Origin of the sequence: Pseudomonas sp. TCU-HL1 (assembly GCF_001708505.1) — a bacterium.
Lineage (GTDB): Bacteria > Pseudomonadota > Gammaproteobacteria > Pseudomonadales > Pseudomonadaceae > Metapseudomonas.
The window spans coordinates 4,535,617-4,552,117 of record NZ_CP015992.1; the positions used below are offsets into that span (position 1 = coordinate 4,535,617).

Below are 16,501 nucleotides of genomic sequence, written 5' to 3' on the forward strand. Positions count from 1 at the left end.
CCGACGCATTTTCCCGTTTCTCTAGCCAGGCCGATGTTTGGGCCTGGCTTTTTTTTGGCCACAGCCACGGCTTTTGGGCTAGCCGTATTACATGCTCACACCGCTGCTGCGACTCCTGCGCCGAATGCCACCGTGCCAATACGGAACCACAGGGCATACAACGCAGGCACCAGCAGCAGAGTGATCAAGGTGCCAACCGCGACTCCCCCGATCAGCACATAGGCCAGAGGCCCCCAGTAGGCGTCATGGGTGAGCGGAATGAAGGCCAGTACCGCCGCCAATGCAGTCAGCACCACAGGCCTGGCTCTTTGCACAGCAGCCTCCACCACCCCCTCAAAAGCCTCCATGCCTGCTGCGAAGTTATCGTTCACCTGCTGGGTCAGTATAAGCGTGTTGCGCATCATTATTCCCGCCAGCCCGGTCAACCCCAACAGGGCGACGAAGCCAAAAGGCTGGTGGAAAAGCAATAGGGCGAGCGCCGCGCCGATCAAGCCCAACGGCGCGGTAGCCGCAACCATGAAGGCCCCGGAGAACGACCTCATCTGCAGCATAATGAGTATCAGCATGATGGCGATCATCAGCGGCTGCAGCTTTTCAATCGAACCATTCGCTCGCTCCGAGGCTTCCACCGTGCCGGCGAGCAGTAACCGATAGCCCGCAGGAAGCTCCGCGCGTAGCGGCGCCAGTTGCGCCCACAATGCATTACTCACGTCACTGGCCTGCGCCCCAGCCACCTCGCCCTGGACGGTCAGCGAGCGCTGACGCATGAAGCGCTTGACCATCGACTCCTCAAAGCGAATCTCGAACTTGCCAAGCTGCCTGAGGGGCAGTTTTCGATTATCGGGCGTGGTGATCTCCAGTGCGGCGAGGCGATCGGCGTCGAAACGGCCGGCAGGCTGCTGCAGTCGCGCCACCACGTCGACGGTACGGATGTCTTGCCGCAGGCTGGTGACGGTCAGACCATCCAGCTGGAACTGTAGTGCCTGCGATACAGCTTGCGGGGTCAGCCCCATCAGGCGAAGGCGCTCGGTATCCATGGCTAGGTGCAGCACTGGCACCCGGTCGTCCCACTCCAGGTGTGGCTCGACCATGTTCGGGTGAGCCGCCATGACATCCCTCACGCGATGACCGATCTCGCGCAAGACCAACGGATCGGGCCCGACCAGCCGCAACTCGACGGGCCAGTTCACTGGCGTTCCGTACAGCAGACCAACCACTCGAATACGTGCTTCGGGAAACGCTCCCTCAGCCACCGCCTGCCGGACACGCGCCATAACTCGGTCGCGCGCATTAGCATCGTCAGCGATAGCAATGATCCGGGCGAATGCTGAGTTGGGCATCTCGGGATTCGCGGTGATGAAGAAACGTGGCGCGCCGGCTCCGGTATAGGAGGAATAGCTGCGCACCTCATCGAGCGGCACGAGCAATGCCTCCAGCTTGTGTACCACCGCATCGGTTGCGGCCACGCTGCTGCCCTGAGGCATGTAGACGCTGATCATCACCTCAGGGCGGTCGGAAATTGGGAAGAACTGCTTTTGCACCACGAAAACCATGGCGCACATCGACAGCGCCAGTAGCCCAAGCGTCCCGGCGACCACCGTCTTGCGCCGCCGCACGCACCAGGACACCAACCGTCGAAGTCGTCGGTATCCCGGGGTCTGATAAGACTGCCCATGCTCGACGCCCTTTAGCCGGACCTCTGGCAGCAGCTTGACGCCGAGATAAGGCACGAAGATCACCGCTACCAGCCACGACGCCGTCAGTGCAATCAACAGGACCCAGAACAGATTGCCGGCATACTCGCCCACCGATGAGTGGGCAAAGCCGATCGGCAGGAATCCCGCCACCGTAATTAGAGTGCCGAACAGCATGGGCGCCGCGGTAACCGTCCAGGCATGGGCGGCTGCTTGGGCCCGGTGGTAGCCGGCCTCCATCTTCACCAGCATCATCTCCACAGCGATGATGGCATCGTCCACCAGCAGACCAAGTGCGATGATCAACGCACCCAGGGTGATGCGGTCGAGGTTGATATCCATGGTCAGCATGACCACGAAGGAGATGCATAGCGTGAGCGGCACTGCAATGCCGACCACCAACCCCGCCCGCCAGCCGATGGCCAAGACGCTAACGGCGACCACCACCAGCACGGCGATCAGGAACTTGATCTGAAACAGGTTGACCGCACTGGCGACGACTTCGGCCTGATTGGTCAGGATGTTCAGGGACATGCCTAGCGGCAGGGCTTGACGCTCCGTCTCGATAAAGCTGGCGAGCTGCTCGCCGAGCGCCAGGCCGTTGGCGCCGTCGGCCATGACCACGCCCAGCAGCAGGGCTTCCTGCCCCTGTGAACGCACCAGATAGCTGGGCGGGTCCTCGTAGCCGCGACGGATCATGGCGATGTCAGATAATTTGAGCAGGCGCCCGCCGACCTCAAATGGAACCGCAGCCAGGCTGTCCAAATCGGAAAGGTCGGTGTCCAGCCGCAGATACAGACGCGGGCCGCGACTTTCCATGCGTCCGGCGGGCAGCAGGCGGTTGTTGGCGTCGATAGCCGCGAACACTGCCTCGGGTGAAATGCCAAGGTTGCTCAGGCGTGCGTTGTCGAATTCGATGAATACCCGCTCCTGCCGCTCGCCAAGGACTTGTGCCTTATGCACGCCGGGTAACAGCTGAAGGCGGTCGCGCAGCTGTTCTGCCTCGCGACTCAGTTCGCGCAGCGGCATGCCCGGGGCGGTCAGCGCAATGAGGCTGAAATAGACATCGCCAAAATCATCGTTCACCGTCGGCCCTATCACTCCGACCGGCAAGCTGGAGGCCTCTTCCTCCATACGCTTGCGAACCTGGTACTGCAGGTCGAGCACCTGCGCTTTGGTGGTGTAGTCCTCGAATTCCACCTGGATGTGAGCCTGTCCCTGGAGAATCGTGGTGTCGATTTTGTAGAGGTGCTCGACCTCCTGGATGCGTTTCTCCAGACGGTCGACCACCTGGGTCTGCAGTTCGTCGGGGGTCGCCCCCGGCCAGCGTACGGTAACGATCATGGCCCGCACTGTGAAAGCCGGATCCTCGGCCCGACCCAGCTCGAGGAACGCATACACCCCTGCGCAGATAGCCAACATGAGCAGGAACAGAGTGACCGCGCGCTCGCGCACGGCCAGCGCGGACAGATTTGGGAAACTCATCGGGCCAGCTCCCGCGCGCGCATGTTCTCCGTCAGCAAGTGCGTACCCAGCGCCACAACGTGATCGCCCGCGCGCAACGGACCACTCACTTGTGCCTGATCGGTATCCAGCGCCAGGATCGATACCGGTACGGATCGGACCTGGCCATCACTGAACCGCCAGATACGTGGGCCCGTGCCTCGCTCGCTGATAGCCGCCAATGGCACGCTGAAAACTTCCGATGTTGCGGCTTCATTGCGAAAGCGCGCACGCACAACACTACCCAGCATCAGCTTGTCGGATGGCCCGTCGAGGGTGTAGCGAGCACGCAGGGTTCGGCTGAGTGGATCCACAGCACCGGCCTTCTCCCGCAATGTCAGCGCCAAGCCCACTTCGTCCAGCAGCACTTCACCGGTCGCCGGCGGTACTACGCGCTCCGGGAAATACACCTCCACCTCGCGCTTGCCGGACTGCGCTAGGACAGCAACACCCTGACCGGCTGCCACCACCTGGCCGACCTCCCCGGAGACATCCATCAGCACGCCGTCCGCTGGTGCTCGCAACCGACCATAGCCAAGTGCATTGCGCGCCTGGTTCAGGTGAGCATGAGCGGCATCGCGGCGCCCACTGGCCTGCCGCACGGCATCCTCTGTCAGTTGCAACGCCTGGGCGCTGACGAAGTGCTTGACCACCAGTTGGCGGTGTCGGATCAGATCGGCATTTGCCGCATCGAAGGCTGACTGGGCCGCCGACAGGGTCGCCTCTGCAGCACGTACCGCTTGTTCGAGATCACGCCTGTCCAGCTCAAAAAGCACATCGCCGGCAGCAACTGCCTTGCCCGCGTCGACCTTGCGTGCGGTTATCCGGCCGCCCACCTGAAACGCCAAGGGCGACTCGGTTCGCGCTCGCACGATGCCTGACAGGCCAAGGCTAGAAGCGGCGCTGACCTTCACAGGCTCGGTCTTGACGAAGGGCGGCGGCGTAGCGATCACAACTGAGCTGCGAGCGTCGCCACACCCGACCAGCGCTGCGGCAATGAACGACAGAAGCAATGGCAGCAAGACACGCATGGAGAAAATCTCCCGGAGGCATAATTAGTGAACGTATCGTACATTAATTATTTTTCCGCGCCATCCTGCACAATGCGCAACTATTCAACGGCCTGGAAATCCCCATCTGGATGCCACATGACAGACAAACCCGTGAAGAAGGCTGGCCGACCGGTCAGCCAAAAAAAAGGCGAGGACATCCTCCAGGCCGCCCGGAAAATTGTGTTCTCCGAAGGCCCACAGGCTCTGACGATGGAACGGGTCGCCTACGAGGCAGAGGTCTCCAAGGTCACCCTGTATGCGCGCTATGCCAATCGACACGAACTCCTTCAAGCCGTCGTTGTGGCAGACACCACCAGTGTCTACCAGTCGCTGGACGAAGAGCCCGGGGGGCCGGAGGAGTTACAAGACGGCTTGTGTGCGCTCGCCAATGCCATGGCTCACTACATCCGCAGTGAGCACTATCGCCAGCTGACCCTGGTAATGGGTGCGATCCCGCAACGCAGCCAGGACCTCGAGGCGGTCTATCGCAATGGCCCGGAACGTGCGCACCAGGTGCTCGCTGACTATCTGCGGGCGGCTGCCGACAAGGGAATCATCCATTGCCCAGACCCGCTGGAACAGGCAGAACTGCTGATGGGCATGATCCTCGGGCTGGACTTGCTGCGCTCAACTTATCGGGTCGAATTGGAACCGCTCTCAACCGCAGCAATCGAAACGCGATCGCGCCGCATTGTCACCACGTTCCTTAAGACGCTGTCGGTCTAAATGAACGGCCCTTCCAGGTACTCCCATTCAGCGATCTCGGACCGCGCCAAATTGCCGGTTCTGAATGGCCGAGCTAGCCAAAACATGGCGAGGGGGGATGTCGGTAACGACCATCAACAGCCAGACCATCAATACCGATAGGGCCACGGTGGACAGCGTTCCTAGATAGAGCGCAACAGCGGGCAGCGCGGCGGTGTCAGTTCCCAGCAGGTTGTACATCGGCCAGCCGGCGGCGGCATGGCCCATGAAGGCGCCTGACGGCATAAGTGGAACAAGCAGCCATTGGCGACGACCCGACAGCATAGGAAACAGCTTGTAGACCAGAATGAAGGGCACCAGGACCGCCGCCGCGTTGGCGAAAATCCACCAGATGGGCATGTAACCGATCTTGGGTAGCTGTTCGCCGTAATAGACCCAGACCCCAAAGTGCAGTGGAATCTGCTCGACCACCGAGGCCCCGGCCACCACCGATGCGAACGTCCACCAGACGAAACGCTGGCTCAAGGCGCGCTGCTTCAGCATCGAATAGCACAGTAGAGGACAGGCAGCGAAGTACCAGAGATAACCGATCAGTACAGCCCAAGGCACGGGATGCCCATTTGTGGTCAAAAGATTAAGCTGGCCCATCTGGGGATGCACTGCGTTGCCTAGTACATCGACGATGGGCTCCAAGTAGACAGTCAGTGCCGCGCCCAAAATCATCAGCAGCGGCAGCACTGAGCGCTCGCGCAGTGCGAGGCGAATGGCCAAGAAAATGAACAGCAACGCACCGACGCCGTATATCAGTGTCGTCCATAGCTGGGCGGTGGCAGGCATGATTAGACCGGCAGGCGGCTGCGTGTAAAGCTCCAGCATGGCGAAACCTTCTTATTCTTGTATGAATGGCGATAGCTCGTCGGGTCTATCGTTTCGCAAGCGATACGCAGCGATCAGCCCTGAGTCGCGGGAATCCTCAGCACCAGCCCGTCCCACTCCTCGCGCATCTTCAGCTGGCAACTCAGGCGGCTGCTTTCGCCGACCGCTGACGCCCCTTCGAGCATGAAGTTTTCATCGCCGCTACGCGGCGGCAGGCGCTCCTGCCAGGCAGGATCAACGTACACATGGCAGGTGGCGCAGCTGCAAGCGCCACCACACTCGCCATCGATACCGGGCACCATGTTGTCCACCGCGATCTGCATCAGTGAGCACCCCGCTGGGGCCTCCACGCTGTGCTGAACATCCGAGCTCTCGATGAAAATAACCTTCGGCATGATTCGACCTCCTGACCTCAACCGAGCAACGACTTGAGTGCGATGCTTTCATCAGCCAGCGCCTGCGGATTGACCGACACACGCTCCGCCACAAGACGCTTGGCCACCATGAAGTCCTGCGGGCGATTGACCGCGTCCGCTGACAACACTACGTTCCCGCGCAAATAGAAGGCACTGAAGGACTCGGACGCCAAATCGCCACGCAGCACAAGTTTGTCGTAACCCTCCGAGAGACCGACCATTTGCAGCTTGAGGTCAAACTGATCTGACCAGAACCAGGGCACTGCGACATGTGCCACGGGCTTTCCGCAAATAGTCGCCGCAGCCGTGCGAGCCTGCTCCTGGGCGCTGGGCACAGACTCAATGCGGACAAATTTGCCGAGAAACCCGTTTACATGACGCGCGCAATCTCCGACAGCCAGGATCCTGGGATCAATCGAAGTTTTTGCATAGGAGTCCACGAAGATGCCATTGTCGACCTCGAGGCCTGCTTCGCGAGCCAAATCATCGTTCGGCAGGATGCCAATGCCGACGATGACCAGGTCAACCTGCAACTCGCTGCCGTCACTGAGGCGTACAGACTCCACGCGCTCGTCGCCGCCGAAAGACTCCACACTGACAGCGGTACGGACATCAACGCCGCGTGAACTGTGGGCACGCTCGTAGAAGGCAGAAATTTCCGGCGCCGCGACCCTTGCCAGCAGGCGCGGGGCCGCCTCCAGTACAGTCACAGCCAGGCCACTCTTGATCCCCACCGCAGCGGCCTCGAGGCCGATGTACCCGCCGCCGATCACCAGCAGCCGACGACCGTCGACGAAGTCAGCCTTGAGCCGATCGATATCCGCCAGGGTGCGGATGTAATGCACGTTTGCCTTCTGCGCTGCCGGATCGGTCAAGCGGCGCGGCCGCCCCCCTGTGGCGAGGACCAGATGGTCGTACCCTTGGGTACGGCCATCGCCGAGCATCACACTGCGTTGCTGACGATCAATGGCACAGACCTCAGTACCGGTCCAGCACTCGACCTGCAGCTTGTCATAGGCGGTCGCGCTGCGGATCTGCAGCGAGTCCCGGTCTACCTCTCCAGAAAGATAGGCCTTAGAAAGCGGCGGCCGCCGGTAAGGCAGTTCAGGTTCGTCGCCGATAAGGATGATGCGTCCGGCATAGCCCTGCTGACGCAGCGCCGCCACCAGTTCGGCGCCGGCATGACCGGCACCGACGACAACAGTGGTTTCGTTCTGTGAAGACATGATTGCTACCTGTGCGTTGGCTGTATTTCACGCTCCCAGCCATGCTCGCCGGTAGCCGGTGGCCTGCGCATCGTCGGTTGCGACGAACCCAGAGCGACCTCAGGCGCAGCGCACTACGCCCTGATCGTGCAACCGTCCCACCTCGGCACAGCTCAGTCCGAGAAGTTCGGTCAGTACTGCCTCTGTATCGGCGCCCAGACGCGGCGCGGGCTGCGCAGGAAGGCGTTGTTCATCGAAACGCAACGGAATGGCCGGACTGAGTACAGGGCCGATCCCAGGCTGATCGAGCTGCCTGAACATTGGGTTGGCCTCGGAGCAGGCCGGGTCCTCGTGCAACAGCTGGCTCACGCTCTGGTAGCGGCTCCAACACACGCTGCAGCTGTCGAATGCCTCGCGCAGTTGTGCCAAGGTGCGTGCCGCCACCCAGGGGGCGATCAGCGCCGCGAGTTCTTCACGGGCACGGAAGCGCTCCCCCTCCAGACTCAGGTCGACGCCAAGACGTGTTTCCAGCAAACGCACCTGCTCGACAATGCCGGTGGCCTCGCACAGGTTGCGCCACTGCTTAAGCGTCAGGCCGACCACCATGATGCGCTCACCGTCACCAGTCAAAAAATCGCGGCCGAAGGCTCCGAACAGATCGTTGCCATAACGCTGGCGTTGTTGCCCATTCTGCGCTTCTGCCAGAAAGCCCAGATGTGCCATCACCGCCAGTGCGACATCCTCCAGTGCCAGCTTGACATGCTGACCAGTGCCTTGCCGGCGCCGCTGCCGTTCGGCGGCCAGCAGGCCGAGCGCAGCCATCTGCCCAGTGATCAGGTCCCAGGCGGGTAGGACATGGTTGACCGCTCCTTCCGTTGCCTGCGGGCCGGTCAGATAGGGCAGACCAAGACGCGGATTGACGGTGTAGTCCACCGCCGAACCTCCACTCCGGTCGCCCTGCACGGTCAGCTGGATCAGATCCTGACGTTCCGTCCGCAACGCTTCATAGTCCAGCCAGCCACGCGGTGGCAGGTTGGTAAGCAGGATGCCAGCATCCTCGCCGGGAGCGACAATCAGCGCCCGCGCCAGCTCCCGACCTTGTGGCGAGCCCAAGTCCAGGCAAACAGAACGCTTGGACTTGTTCAACCCCGCCCAGAACAGGCTGGTACCGTCATCGCTCACCGGCCAGCGGCGGTAATCCAGGCCACCCTGGAGGCCATCGATGCGTATCACCTCGGCGCCAAGCTGTGCCAAGGTCATTCCGCCCAGCGGTGCCGCCACAAAGGCAGAAGCCTCGATCACCCGCAGTCCTTTGAGTATTGCCCCGTCCATCAGGCAGCATCGGCGCCGAGCGCCGCCTCCAGCAAGCTGCGGCCGATCACTTTCAGCGCCAGAGTTTCTTCGGCGCCCTCGAAGATCGACAGCACCCGTGCATCAACAAAGTAGCGGCTGACCGCTACCTCCTCCGCGTACCCCATACCACCGTGAATTTGCAGGGCCTCGCGGGTAACCAGTTCGGCGCTGCGGCAGGCGAACAGCTTGACCAAGCTGGCCTCCATGCTCGCCCCGCCCTGCGCCAGCCGGCGTCCTACCGAATAGGCGAGGTAGCGGCTAGCCGCGTAGCGCGCGGCCATCTTCACCAGCTTGGCAGCGCTAAGGGGATAATTCGCCAGGGGCGCACCAAAGACCTTGCGCTCGCCGGCGTAGCGGATGGCTGCAAGCAGCGCCGCGCGCATAACGCCGCTGGCACGCCCGGCGGTCTGCATGCGTCCGCCAGTCATACCGGACATGGTGTAGTAGAAGCCCTTGCCGAGCCCCTGCTGTTCGCCGATGACGTTGGCGTCCGGCACGAAGAAGTTCTCGAACGACAGGTCGAAGGAGTGCATGCCGCGGTATCCGATGGTCGGGATGGCTCGGCCGCTCAAACGGCCACCGCCGGGCTGGTGATAGTCAAATTCATGGCCATCATAGGACGGCTTCTCCGCCAGCAGCAGACTCAGGCCACGATGCCCGAGGCTGCGGTCCGGATCGGTACGAGTCACGACCATCAGTACCCCGGCCTTGCCCGCGAAGGTGCACCAGGTCTTCGCTCCATTGAGCAGCCAGCCTCCTTCGCAACGTGTGCCACGCAGGGTCAGGCCAGCAACGTCCGATCCGTAATCCGGCTCGGTGATGGCGATGGCGCACAGCGGATCGCCCTCCGCGAGGCGCGGCAGCCAATGCTGCTTCTGTTGCTCGGTGCCGCCGGCGAGCAGCGCGCGCGAAAGGATTTCCGGGCGAGTGATCAGGCTGCCGGCAGCCGCCAGCGAGGCTTCGGACAATGCCTCGGTGACCACGATCATGGTAAGGGTTTCATCCTGGCCCTCCACCGCGCTGCCGCCGTATTGCTCGGGAATCGACAGGCCGAATACACCCATGTCGCGCATTGCACTTAGCAGTTGGTCAGGCACGATCAGGTCATGGCGATGGATCTGCTCGGCCAGGGGCGCCACGACATCAGCGGCGAAGCGGCGGAACTGGTCCTGGATGAGCGACAGATCGCCGCTCATATCGACCCGTCCGATTTCCTCGGGGCGCTCAGCCAGCATGCCAGCGGTGTACTGCAGCGCTTCTCCTGACAGCAGCGTGCGACGCCAGGCGCGCAGTCGCGGATCTGCGGCAAGCGCCTGTAACGCCGTATCGTCCATGTCCAGCTCGGCCAGTACACCCTCCAAGCGGTTGCGCACTTGGGAAACCGCTTCCAAGGCAAATACCCTGACCAGATGCTGGTCGACCTCGCTAGCCCCTCCTTCCAGTGCCTCCAATGAACGCTGAGCTGCCAGCAGTTCAGCGCTGGCCCAGGCCAGCTCGAAAGTGGCTACCTGCTGCGCGTCGAGCAGATCGGCGTCCAGACCTGCGCCCTTTGCGCAGCCTCGTGCTAGCGCGGTAGTGGCCTGATCCAACACGCAGCGCAACTGCACCAGCAGATTCAGCATGTCCGACACATTGGGCAACGCGGAAATCTTCAACATAGGTCGAACTCCAAACATCAGTGGTCAACCGCCGGCATGCGGCGCTTGTAAATGGCACGGTGGCGGGCAAGTACCTCCTGCGCCCTCGCGATAACCGGGGCATCGATCATCCGGCCACGGTAGGCGAAAGCTCCGCGGCCTTCGGCGAGAGCAAGATCGAGTTCGGCCAGCACCCCCTCGGCAAACTCAACTTCCGCGCTGCTGGGAGTCAGCACCTCATTGAGCACTGCGACCTGGGCAGGGTGGATACAGAAGGCACCTACCATGCCCAGCTGGCGCGCCTTTACGACGGTCTCGCGGAAGCCCTGCAGGTCGCTGAAATCGCTGATGGAGCCTGGGAAACCGAACGGCAAAATGCCGGCGCGGCGGCAGGCGAAGGCCACCTGCTGATTAGGCCCATAGAGTGTTTCCGGCACCGGCTCGATACCTGCGGACACGCAGAAGTCCTCGGGCCCCAGACTCATCCCCAACAGGCGAGGCGATGACGTAGCGATCTCGTCGAGCATTGGCAGTGCCGCCACGTCTTCGATCTGCGCGATGAGGCCGATCTGCCCATCCGGAACGCCAAACTCTGGCTCCATACGTTCGAGCAGCGCGGCTATCACACGCACCGCCTCAGCGGAGGCCACCTTGGGCACGACCACAGCCCGCAACGCAGGGCTGACAATCGCCTGCAGATCGTCCAGGCCACCGGTCTCCAGCGTATTTATGCGCACCAGCACGTCCATTCCACGGTCATCGATGGCACGTGAGGCTACCTGGGCAACGGCGCGAGCCTCGGACTTGTGCGCGAGTGGCACGCTGTCCTCCAAATCGAGGATGCAGGCATCCGCGCCACGCTCGTGTACTTTGGAGACGAACTTTCCGACATGAGCGGGCACGAATATCAACGAGCGCCAGACTGGCGCAGTTCGGCTCATGGCGTTACTCCTAGCGTGGCAGTTGCGGTCATGGTCACGAAGCCGTCCTGGTTCACAGTCCAAAGCTCCACCGCGTCACCATTGCGACGTCCGCACAACTGCAACCGATCGAAGTCAAACACCGGCCGGACTGCCCGAAAACGGAAATTGATCATGCGCTCCTGAGGGAACTGCCTGGCCACCTGCTCGGCCAACAGTGTTGCCAGCAGAGGGCCGTGTACCACCAGCCCTGGATAATGCTCCTGCTGCATGGCGTAGTTTCGGTCGTAGTGAATGCGGTGACCGTTGTATGTCAGCGCGCTGTAGCGGAATAGCAGCACGGGGTCAGCTTCGAACGGAACCCGAAACTCCGCTTCGGCACGTGGTGTTTCCCCGGTGGGCAGCGGCGATGGGCCTGCCGGCATCTCTCGGTAGACCAAATGCTGCTTTTCGAATAGACAGAGCTCGCCTCTTTGCTCAGTGCGATGCTCAACGGTGACGAATACCAGCGCGCCAGTGGAACCCTGCTTAAGCTCGACATCACTCACCACCGAACGTTGTTCAGCGGGCTCGCCAAGGCATATCGAATGCTCATAGGAGAACTCACCAGATGCCCACATGCGTCGCGGCAGAGGCACCGGAGGCAAAAAACTGCCCGTCCGGGGATGCCCATCAGAACCAGTGTCACGCTGGTGAACCGGCTCGTTGAAGTACAGCCACTGCCAAGTGGGCGGAAGGGCACCAGCTAGACCCGGCGGATACTCGCGATTGAAGGCTGCCGCCAATGCGTCGGCCGGAAACGGCGCAAGTACGTCGCGGCGGACGCGTTCGCGGCCAACCCATTTGCGTAAGTATTCAATATCGATACTGGTCATGTGCGGTCCGCCTCTGCCGTCACTAGCGGTAAGCCCAACGAAGCGCGGCGTGCGAGCCAGGGGCTGGGGCGATAACGAGGGTCGCCGGTCAGCTCATGCATGCGCGTGAGGATCTCCATCACCTTCCTGGAACCGATGGCGTCGCCCAGGCTCAACGGCCCCAGCGGATAGCCGAGACCAAGGCGTACCGCATCCTCGATATCGGTAACGCTGGCGATACCACGCTGGGCGATATCCGCAGCGATATTGACGATTGTGGCCAACACCCGCTGCACGACAAAACCACAGCTATCGCCGATCACGGTGACGGATGCACCCCCCTTCGCCAGCAATGCGTGAGCAGCATCGCGCACCTCTGGGCGAGTCATACTGGACAGCATCAGGGTCCGGTGATTGTCCAGTCTGGGCAATGGGTCTACGGCCACGGCCTTGGTCGCATCCAAACGGTGTTCGGCACAATAGCGACTGACATCCATTCCCCAGAACTGCAGGATCAGCAGATCGGCGTTCTGCGAGAACTCGACGAGTTCCAAACCAGCTTCGAATACCAGTCCGCAGAGCCTCGCATGTTCGTCAGCATCCGGATCCACCCAGACCCGTAGCCTGTCAGGCAGCTCGGGTACCGTCGGGCAAGCTGGCACCTGTTTCTCATTGTTGACATAGACATACCAGCCACGGCCGCTCTTACGGCCGAAGAGACCTGCGGCGATGCGAGGCGCGACCAGGGTGGAGGGCCGGAAGCGCGGCTCTTGATGGAACTGCTGATAGATCGACTCCATAACCTTGCCCGAGACGTCCAACCCGGTGAGGTCGAGCAGCTCGAACGGCCCCATGCGGAAACCGGCCGCCTCGCGCATCAGGCGATCGACATCTGCCACGCCAGCAACACGCTCTTCCAGAATCCGGAGACCTTCGGTATACAGGCCCCTCCCAGCGTGATTGACCAGGAAGCCGGGCTGGTCTTCAGCCACCACCGCGCGATGGCCGGCGGCGCTCACCAATACCTCGAGAGCAGAGACAGTCGCGGCGGAAGTGCGCACAGCGGCAATGACTTCGGCGACCTTCATCAACGGCACCGGATTGAAGAAGTGCAGCCCGGCGACCCGCTCGGGCCGACGGCAGGCAGCGGCAATGTCCGCGACCATCAGCGACGAAGTATTGCTGGCTAGAATCGCCGACTCACCCAGGACTTCCTCCAGAGCTTGAAACAACTGGCGCTTGACCGTCAGGTCTTCGACCACCGCCTCGATGGCCAGGTCGCATCCCGCCAGCTCCTCAATGCGCTCGCAGGCCGACACCCGCCCGATGATGGATGCACCCTCCTCCGCGCTGTATCGACCCTTGGCTACCGCTCGCTCGATCATCTCCGCGACGAACGCCACGGCCTTGCCCGCTGAGCCTTCGACGGCGTCGAAACATCGCACAGCATGGCCCGTCTGAGCGAACAGCTGGACGATGCCCCGCCCCATGGTGCCGGCACCAATCACAGCGATGCTCTGAATGCCGCTCATGCTCATTTCCCCTTGTAGTTCGGTGCGCGCTTGTCGAGAAAGGCACGCATGCCTTCGGTTTTGTCCTGGGTGTCGAACAGCAGCAGGAATTCACGGTTCTCCAGCGCCAGCGCCACCTCCAGCGGCTGGTCAGCACCAAGCGCGAGGGTTCGCTTGATGGCACGCAAGGCCTTTGGCGGCATGCCAGCTATCACCTGAGCCAGGGCATAGGCACGTTCCAAGGCTGGACCCTCTTCGACCAGTTCGCTGACAAGGCCAAGCTGCGCGGCACGCTCGGCGCCAAGCGTCTCGCCAGTCATCAGCAGCAGGCTAGCCACCGGTTTGCCCACAGCCCGGAGCAAGCGCTGGGTGCCACCGGCACCAGGCATGATGCCGACACGGATTTCGGGTTGACCAAAGCGAGCCGTGCGGTCCGCGACGATCAGGTCGCACATCATCGCCAGCTCGCAACCGGCCCCCAGGGCAACGCCGCTAACCGCGGCAACAACCGGTTTCTGGCAACGAACCAAGGGGGCCCAATACTGGCCCAGGTCCAGTTCGGCGACGTCCTGGGCTCCCTTGTCCACCAGCAGGTTGAGGTCAGCCCCGGCAGCGAACACCTTGTCTCCACCGCTGATGATGATCACGGCCACCGTTTCATCGCGCTGCAACTCATCCAGCGCACTGGCAATCGCGGCGCGCATCGTCAGATCCAACGCATTGCGTTTCTCTTCACGTCCAAGGCGCAGGATCGCCACAGCGCCCTCGCGCTGCACACTCACCGGGTCACTCATCGCGACTCTCCCCCCGAAGGTGGAAGCGCGGCTCACGCTTCTCGTTGAACGCAGCGAAGCCTTCCTGGAAGTCTGAGCCGAGCAGCAGCACGGCCTGATCGTCCTCCTCGCGCTGCAACTCCTCCGCGAAACTCTGCGCAGGGTTGGCCAGGCGCCACTTCATGCGGCCGAACGCCTCCCTAGGCAGCTCGGCCAATCGCTGGGCCATCCGCAGCGAAGCCTCCATCACGTCGTCGTCGACCAACTCATCGGCAAGGCCAAGACGCACCGCCTCTTCTCCACCGATCGCGTCACCGCGCATCAGCAGGCGCCGGGCACGGGCCTGTCCGACCCGAGCCGGCAGCGTGCGCAGCAGGCCCCAGTCCGGTGCCAGGCCAAGCCGCAGAAATGGAAAGAGAAACTTGCTGTTCGGACCGGCGACGATGAGGTCGGCGAGCAGCGCCATCCCGGCGCCGGCCCCCGCGCAATAGCCCTGCGCTGCCGCCACAACGGGCACGGGCAAGTTCTGGAGACGACTGCACAACTCATGGATGTGGCGCATCCGCGCCCGGGCCCCGAGTTCGTCGAGCCCGGACATGCTGGCAATGTCGCCACCGGCGGAGAACATGCCGTCGACGCCGCCGAGCACCAATGCCCGACAGTCCAAGTCGGCCACAGCGCTGTCCAGCGCCTCGATCAACGCCTGGCGAACATCGTGGTCGATTGCATTGCGCTTGTCCGGGCGATCGATCAGCAAACGCCACACGCCTGGTGCGGGATGGTCGATACGCAGGCTCATCAGCGTCCTTCCCTGCCAACGATGGAAATCGAGCAGACGTTCTGCGACGGCTGCCCGCCCAGGTTGTGGATCAGTCCGGTATGCGGGTCCGCCAGTTGGCGCGCGCCGGCCCGTCCCTGCAACTGCAGGTAGATCTCGTAGAGCATACGGATACCACTGGCACCGACGGGATGACCGAAGCACTTGAGGCCGCCATCGATCTGGCAGGGCACCTTTCCTTCGGCGTCGAACACACCGTCGAGCACGTCGCGCACGGCCATGCCCTCGTCAGAGAGGAACAGGTCCTCCATGGTCACCAGCTCGGTGATGGAGAAGCAGTCGTGTACTTCAGTCAGGCTGATCTGCTCGCGCGGACGGCTGATACCGGCCTCGGCGTAGGCCTTTTTGGCGGCGATGCGCGCGGTATGCACGTAGCTGCCATCCCAGCCGTTGCCCTGTATCTCCCAGCCATTGGAAACCGCTACCTGCAACGCCTTGAAGGTCACCAGGTCGGTCTTGCCCAAGGCGCGTGCAATGTCCGGACGGGTCACGATCACTGCCGCTGCGCCGTCGGACACGCCGCAGCAGTCGAACAGCCCGAGCGGTTCGGCGATGATCGGCGCCCTCAGGCACTGCTCTTCGGTGATCGGTTTACGCAGGTGCGCCTTGGGATTCTTCGCGCCGTTGGCATGGCTCTTCACCGATACATGGGCGATCGCGCGCTTGAGCAAGTCGGCTTCGACGCCATGGCGCGCGCGGTAGGCAGTCGCCAACTGGGCGAAGTTGGCCGGCGCCACCGCTGCTGGGTACCACTGCGGGATGTAGGTCCCCACGGTGGCGACCGGCAGGCCGCCGTAGCCAGTGTCCTTGAGCTTCTCCACACCCAGCGCCAGAGCGATGTCACAGGCGCCGGCAGCCACGGCGTAGACGGCCGCGCGGATCGCCTCGGAACCGCCTGCGCAGAAGTTTTCGACCCGGGTGACGCCAATATTGGGCAGGCGCAGGGCGATGCCCAATGGCGTGCCGCCGCGGCCAGTACCGACATCCTCCATGTGGGTCGAGAACCAGGCCGCGTCGAGCTGTTCCGGGGCAATGCCGGCGTCGGCCATGGCCTCGTTGTAGGCCTCCACCATCAGGTCCTCGGGGCTGGCGTCCCAGCGTTCGCCGAACCGGCAGCAGCCCATGCCGAGAATCGCTACCTTGTCTTTGATACCTACGGGCATG

General features: G+C 62.6%; 14 protein-coding genes. 1 reads left to right on the top strand and 13 read right to left on the bottom strand.

What is annotated here, in order from left to right:
• Positions 1-95: 95 nt before the first annotated feature.
• Positions 96-3,179: an efflux RND transporter permease subunit gene (locus THL1_RS20860; protein ID WP_069085014.1), complete on the bottom strand. Its 3,084-nt coding sequence runs from the start codon at positions 3,177-3,179 to the stop codon at positions 96-98.
• Complete coding sequence (locus tag THL1_RS20865) at positions 3,176-4,228, bottom strand: efflux RND transporter periplasmic adaptor subunit (RefSeq protein ID WP_069085015.1); 1,053 nt, start codon at positions 4,226-4,228, stop codon at positions 3,176-3,178. The genes THL1_RS20860 and THL1_RS20865 overlap by 4 nt, the downstream gene beginning before the upstream one ends.
• A 117-nt stretch (positions 4,229-4,345) precedes the next feature.
• Here THL1_RS20865 and THL1_RS20870 point away from each other — a divergent pair, with 117 nt between their 5' ends.
• Entirely contained in the window at positions 4,346-4,975 is a 630-nt protein-coding gene (locus THL1_RS20870) for a TetR/AcrR family transcriptional regulator (RefSeq protein ID WP_069085016.1), read from the top strand.
• 27 nt (positions 4,976-5,002) lie between these two features.
• Here THL1_RS20870 and THL1_RS20875 read toward each other — a convergent pair whose 3' ends face one another.
• The 11 genes from THL1_RS20875 to THL1_RS20925 form a co-directional block, all read right to left on the bottom strand.
• Entirely contained in the window at positions 5,003-5,830 is an 828-nt protein-coding gene (locus tag THL1_RS20875; protein ID WP_069085017.1) for a hypothetical protein, read from the bottom strand.
• Positions 5,831-5,904: 74 nt separating this feature from the next.
• Positions 5,905-6,225, bottom strand: a complete 321-nt coding sequence (locus THL1_RS20880; RefSeq protein ID WP_069085018.1) for a 2Fe-2S iron-sulfur cluster-binding protein — start codon at positions 6,223-6,225, stop codon at positions 5,905-5,907.
• Between the two features lie 17 nt (positions 6,226-6,242).
• The gene (locus THL1_RS20885; RefSeq protein WP_069085019.1) at positions 6,243-7,472 is read right to left on the bottom strand and encodes an NAD(P)/FAD-dependent oxidoreductase; all 1,230 of its coding nucleotides are present in this window, start codon (positions 7,470-7,472) and stop codon (positions 6,243-6,245) included.
• Between the two features lie 99 nt (positions 7,473-7,571).
• Positions 7,572-8,783 (bottom strand): CoA transferase, encoded by a 1,212-nt coding sequence (locus THL1_RS20890; RefSeq protein WP_069085020.1) that lies wholly within the window; start codon positions 8,781-8,783, stop codon positions 7,572-7,574.
• Positions 8,783-10,462, bottom strand: coding sequence for an acyl-CoA dehydrogenase family protein (locus tag THL1_RS20895; RefSeq protein ID WP_083245982.1), 1,680 nt, complete (start codon positions 10,460-10,462; stop codon positions 8,783-8,785). The genes THL1_RS20890 and THL1_RS20895 overlap by 1 nt, the downstream gene beginning before the upstream one ends.
• A gap of 17 nt (positions 10,463-10,479) precedes the next feature.
• Positions 10,480-11,382: an HpcH/HpaI aldolase/citrate lyase family protein gene (locus THL1_RS20900; RefSeq protein WP_069085021.1), complete on the bottom strand. Its 903-nt coding sequence runs from the start codon at positions 11,380-11,382 to the stop codon at positions 10,480-10,482.
• Complete coding sequence (locus THL1_RS20905; protein WP_069085022.1) at positions 11,379-12,236, bottom strand: FAS1-like dehydratase domain-containing protein; 858 nt, start codon at positions 12,234-12,236, stop codon at positions 11,379-11,381. The genes THL1_RS20900 and THL1_RS20905 overlap by 4 nt, the downstream gene beginning before the upstream one ends.
• Entirely contained in the window at positions 12,233-13,753 is a 1,521-nt protein-coding gene (locus tag THL1_RS20910; protein ID WP_177343848.1) for a 3-hydroxyacyl-CoA dehydrogenase, read from the bottom strand. Before THL1_RS20910 ends, THL1_RS20905 begins: the two co-directional genes overlap by 4 nt.
• A complete protein-coding gene (locus THL1_RS20915; RefSeq protein WP_069085024.1) occupies positions 13,750-14,520 on the bottom strand; it encodes an enoyl-CoA hydratase-related protein in 771 nt (256 codons plus the stop codon). Before THL1_RS20915 ends, THL1_RS20910 begins: the two co-directional genes overlap by 4 nt.
• Positions 14,513-15,298, bottom strand: coding sequence for an enoyl-CoA hydratase/isomerase family protein (locus THL1_RS20920; RefSeq protein WP_069085025.1), 786 nt, complete (start codon positions 15,296-15,298; stop codon positions 14,513-14,515). Before THL1_RS20920 ends, THL1_RS20915 begins: the two co-directional genes overlap by 8 nt.
• Entirely contained in the window at positions 15,298-16,500 is a 1,203-nt protein-coding gene (locus THL1_RS20925; RefSeq protein WP_069085026.1) for an acetyl-CoA acetyltransferase, read from the bottom strand. Before THL1_RS20925 ends, THL1_RS20920 begins: the two co-directional genes overlap by 1 nt.
• Position 16,501: the final 1 nt, after the last annotated feature.

Bases quoted from the DNA above. Each gene is read 5' to 3' on its own strand.
- THL1_RS20860 (WP_069085014.1), bottom strand. From the start codon at position 3,179: ATGAGTTTCCCAAATCTGTCCGCGCTGGCCGTGCGCGAGCGCGCGGTC.
- THL1_RS20865 (WP_069085015.1), bottom strand. From the start codon at position 4,228: ATGCGTGTCTTGCTGCCATTGCTTCTGTCGTTCATTGCCGCAGCGCTG.
- THL1_RS20870 (WP_069085016.1), top strand. From the start codon at position 4,346: ATGACAGACAAACCCGTGAAGAAGGCTGGCCGACCGGTCAGCCAAAAA.
- THL1_RS20875 (WP_069085017.1), bottom strand. From the start codon at position 5,830: ATGCTGGAGCTTTACACGCAGCCGCCTGCCGGTCTAATCATGCCTGCC.
- THL1_RS20880 (WP_069085018.1), bottom strand. From the start codon at position 6,225: ATGCCGAAGGTTATTTTCATCGAGAGCTCGGATGTTCAGCACAGCGTG.
- THL1_RS20885 (WP_069085019.1), bottom strand. From the start codon at position 7,472: ATGTCTTCACAGAACGAAACCACTGTTGTCGTCGGTGCCGGTCATGCC.
- THL1_RS20890 (WP_069085020.1), bottom strand. From the start codon at position 8,783: ATGGACGGGGCAATACTCAAAGGACTGCGGGTGATCGAGGCTTCTGCC.
- THL1_RS20895 (WP_083245982.1), bottom strand. From the start codon at position 10,462: ATGTTGAAGATTTCCGCGTTGCCCAATGTGTCGGACATGCTGAATCTG.
- THL1_RS20900 (WP_069085021.1), bottom strand. From the start codon at position 11,382: ATGAGCCGAACTGCGCCAGTCTGGCGCTCGTTGATATTCGTGCCCGCT.
- THL1_RS20905 (WP_069085022.1), bottom strand. From the start codon at position 12,236: ATGACCAGTATCGATATTGAATACTTACGCAAATGGGTTGGCCGCGAA.
- THL1_RS20910 (WP_177343848.1), bottom strand. From the start codon at position 13,753: ATGAGCATGAGCGGCATTCAGAGCATCGCTGTGATTGGTGCCGGCACC.
- THL1_RS20915 (WP_069085024.1), bottom strand. From the start codon at position 14,520: ATGAGTGACCCGGTGAGTGTGCAGCGCGAGGGCGCTGTGGCGATCCTG.
- THL1_RS20920 (WP_069085025.1), bottom strand. From the start codon at position 15,298: ATGAGCCTGCGTATCGACCATCCCGCACCAGGCGTGTGGCGTTTGCTG.
- THL1_RS20925 (WP_069085026.1), bottom strand. From the start codon at position 16,500: ATGCCCGTAGGTATCAAAGACAAGGTAGCGATTCTCGGCATGGGCTGC.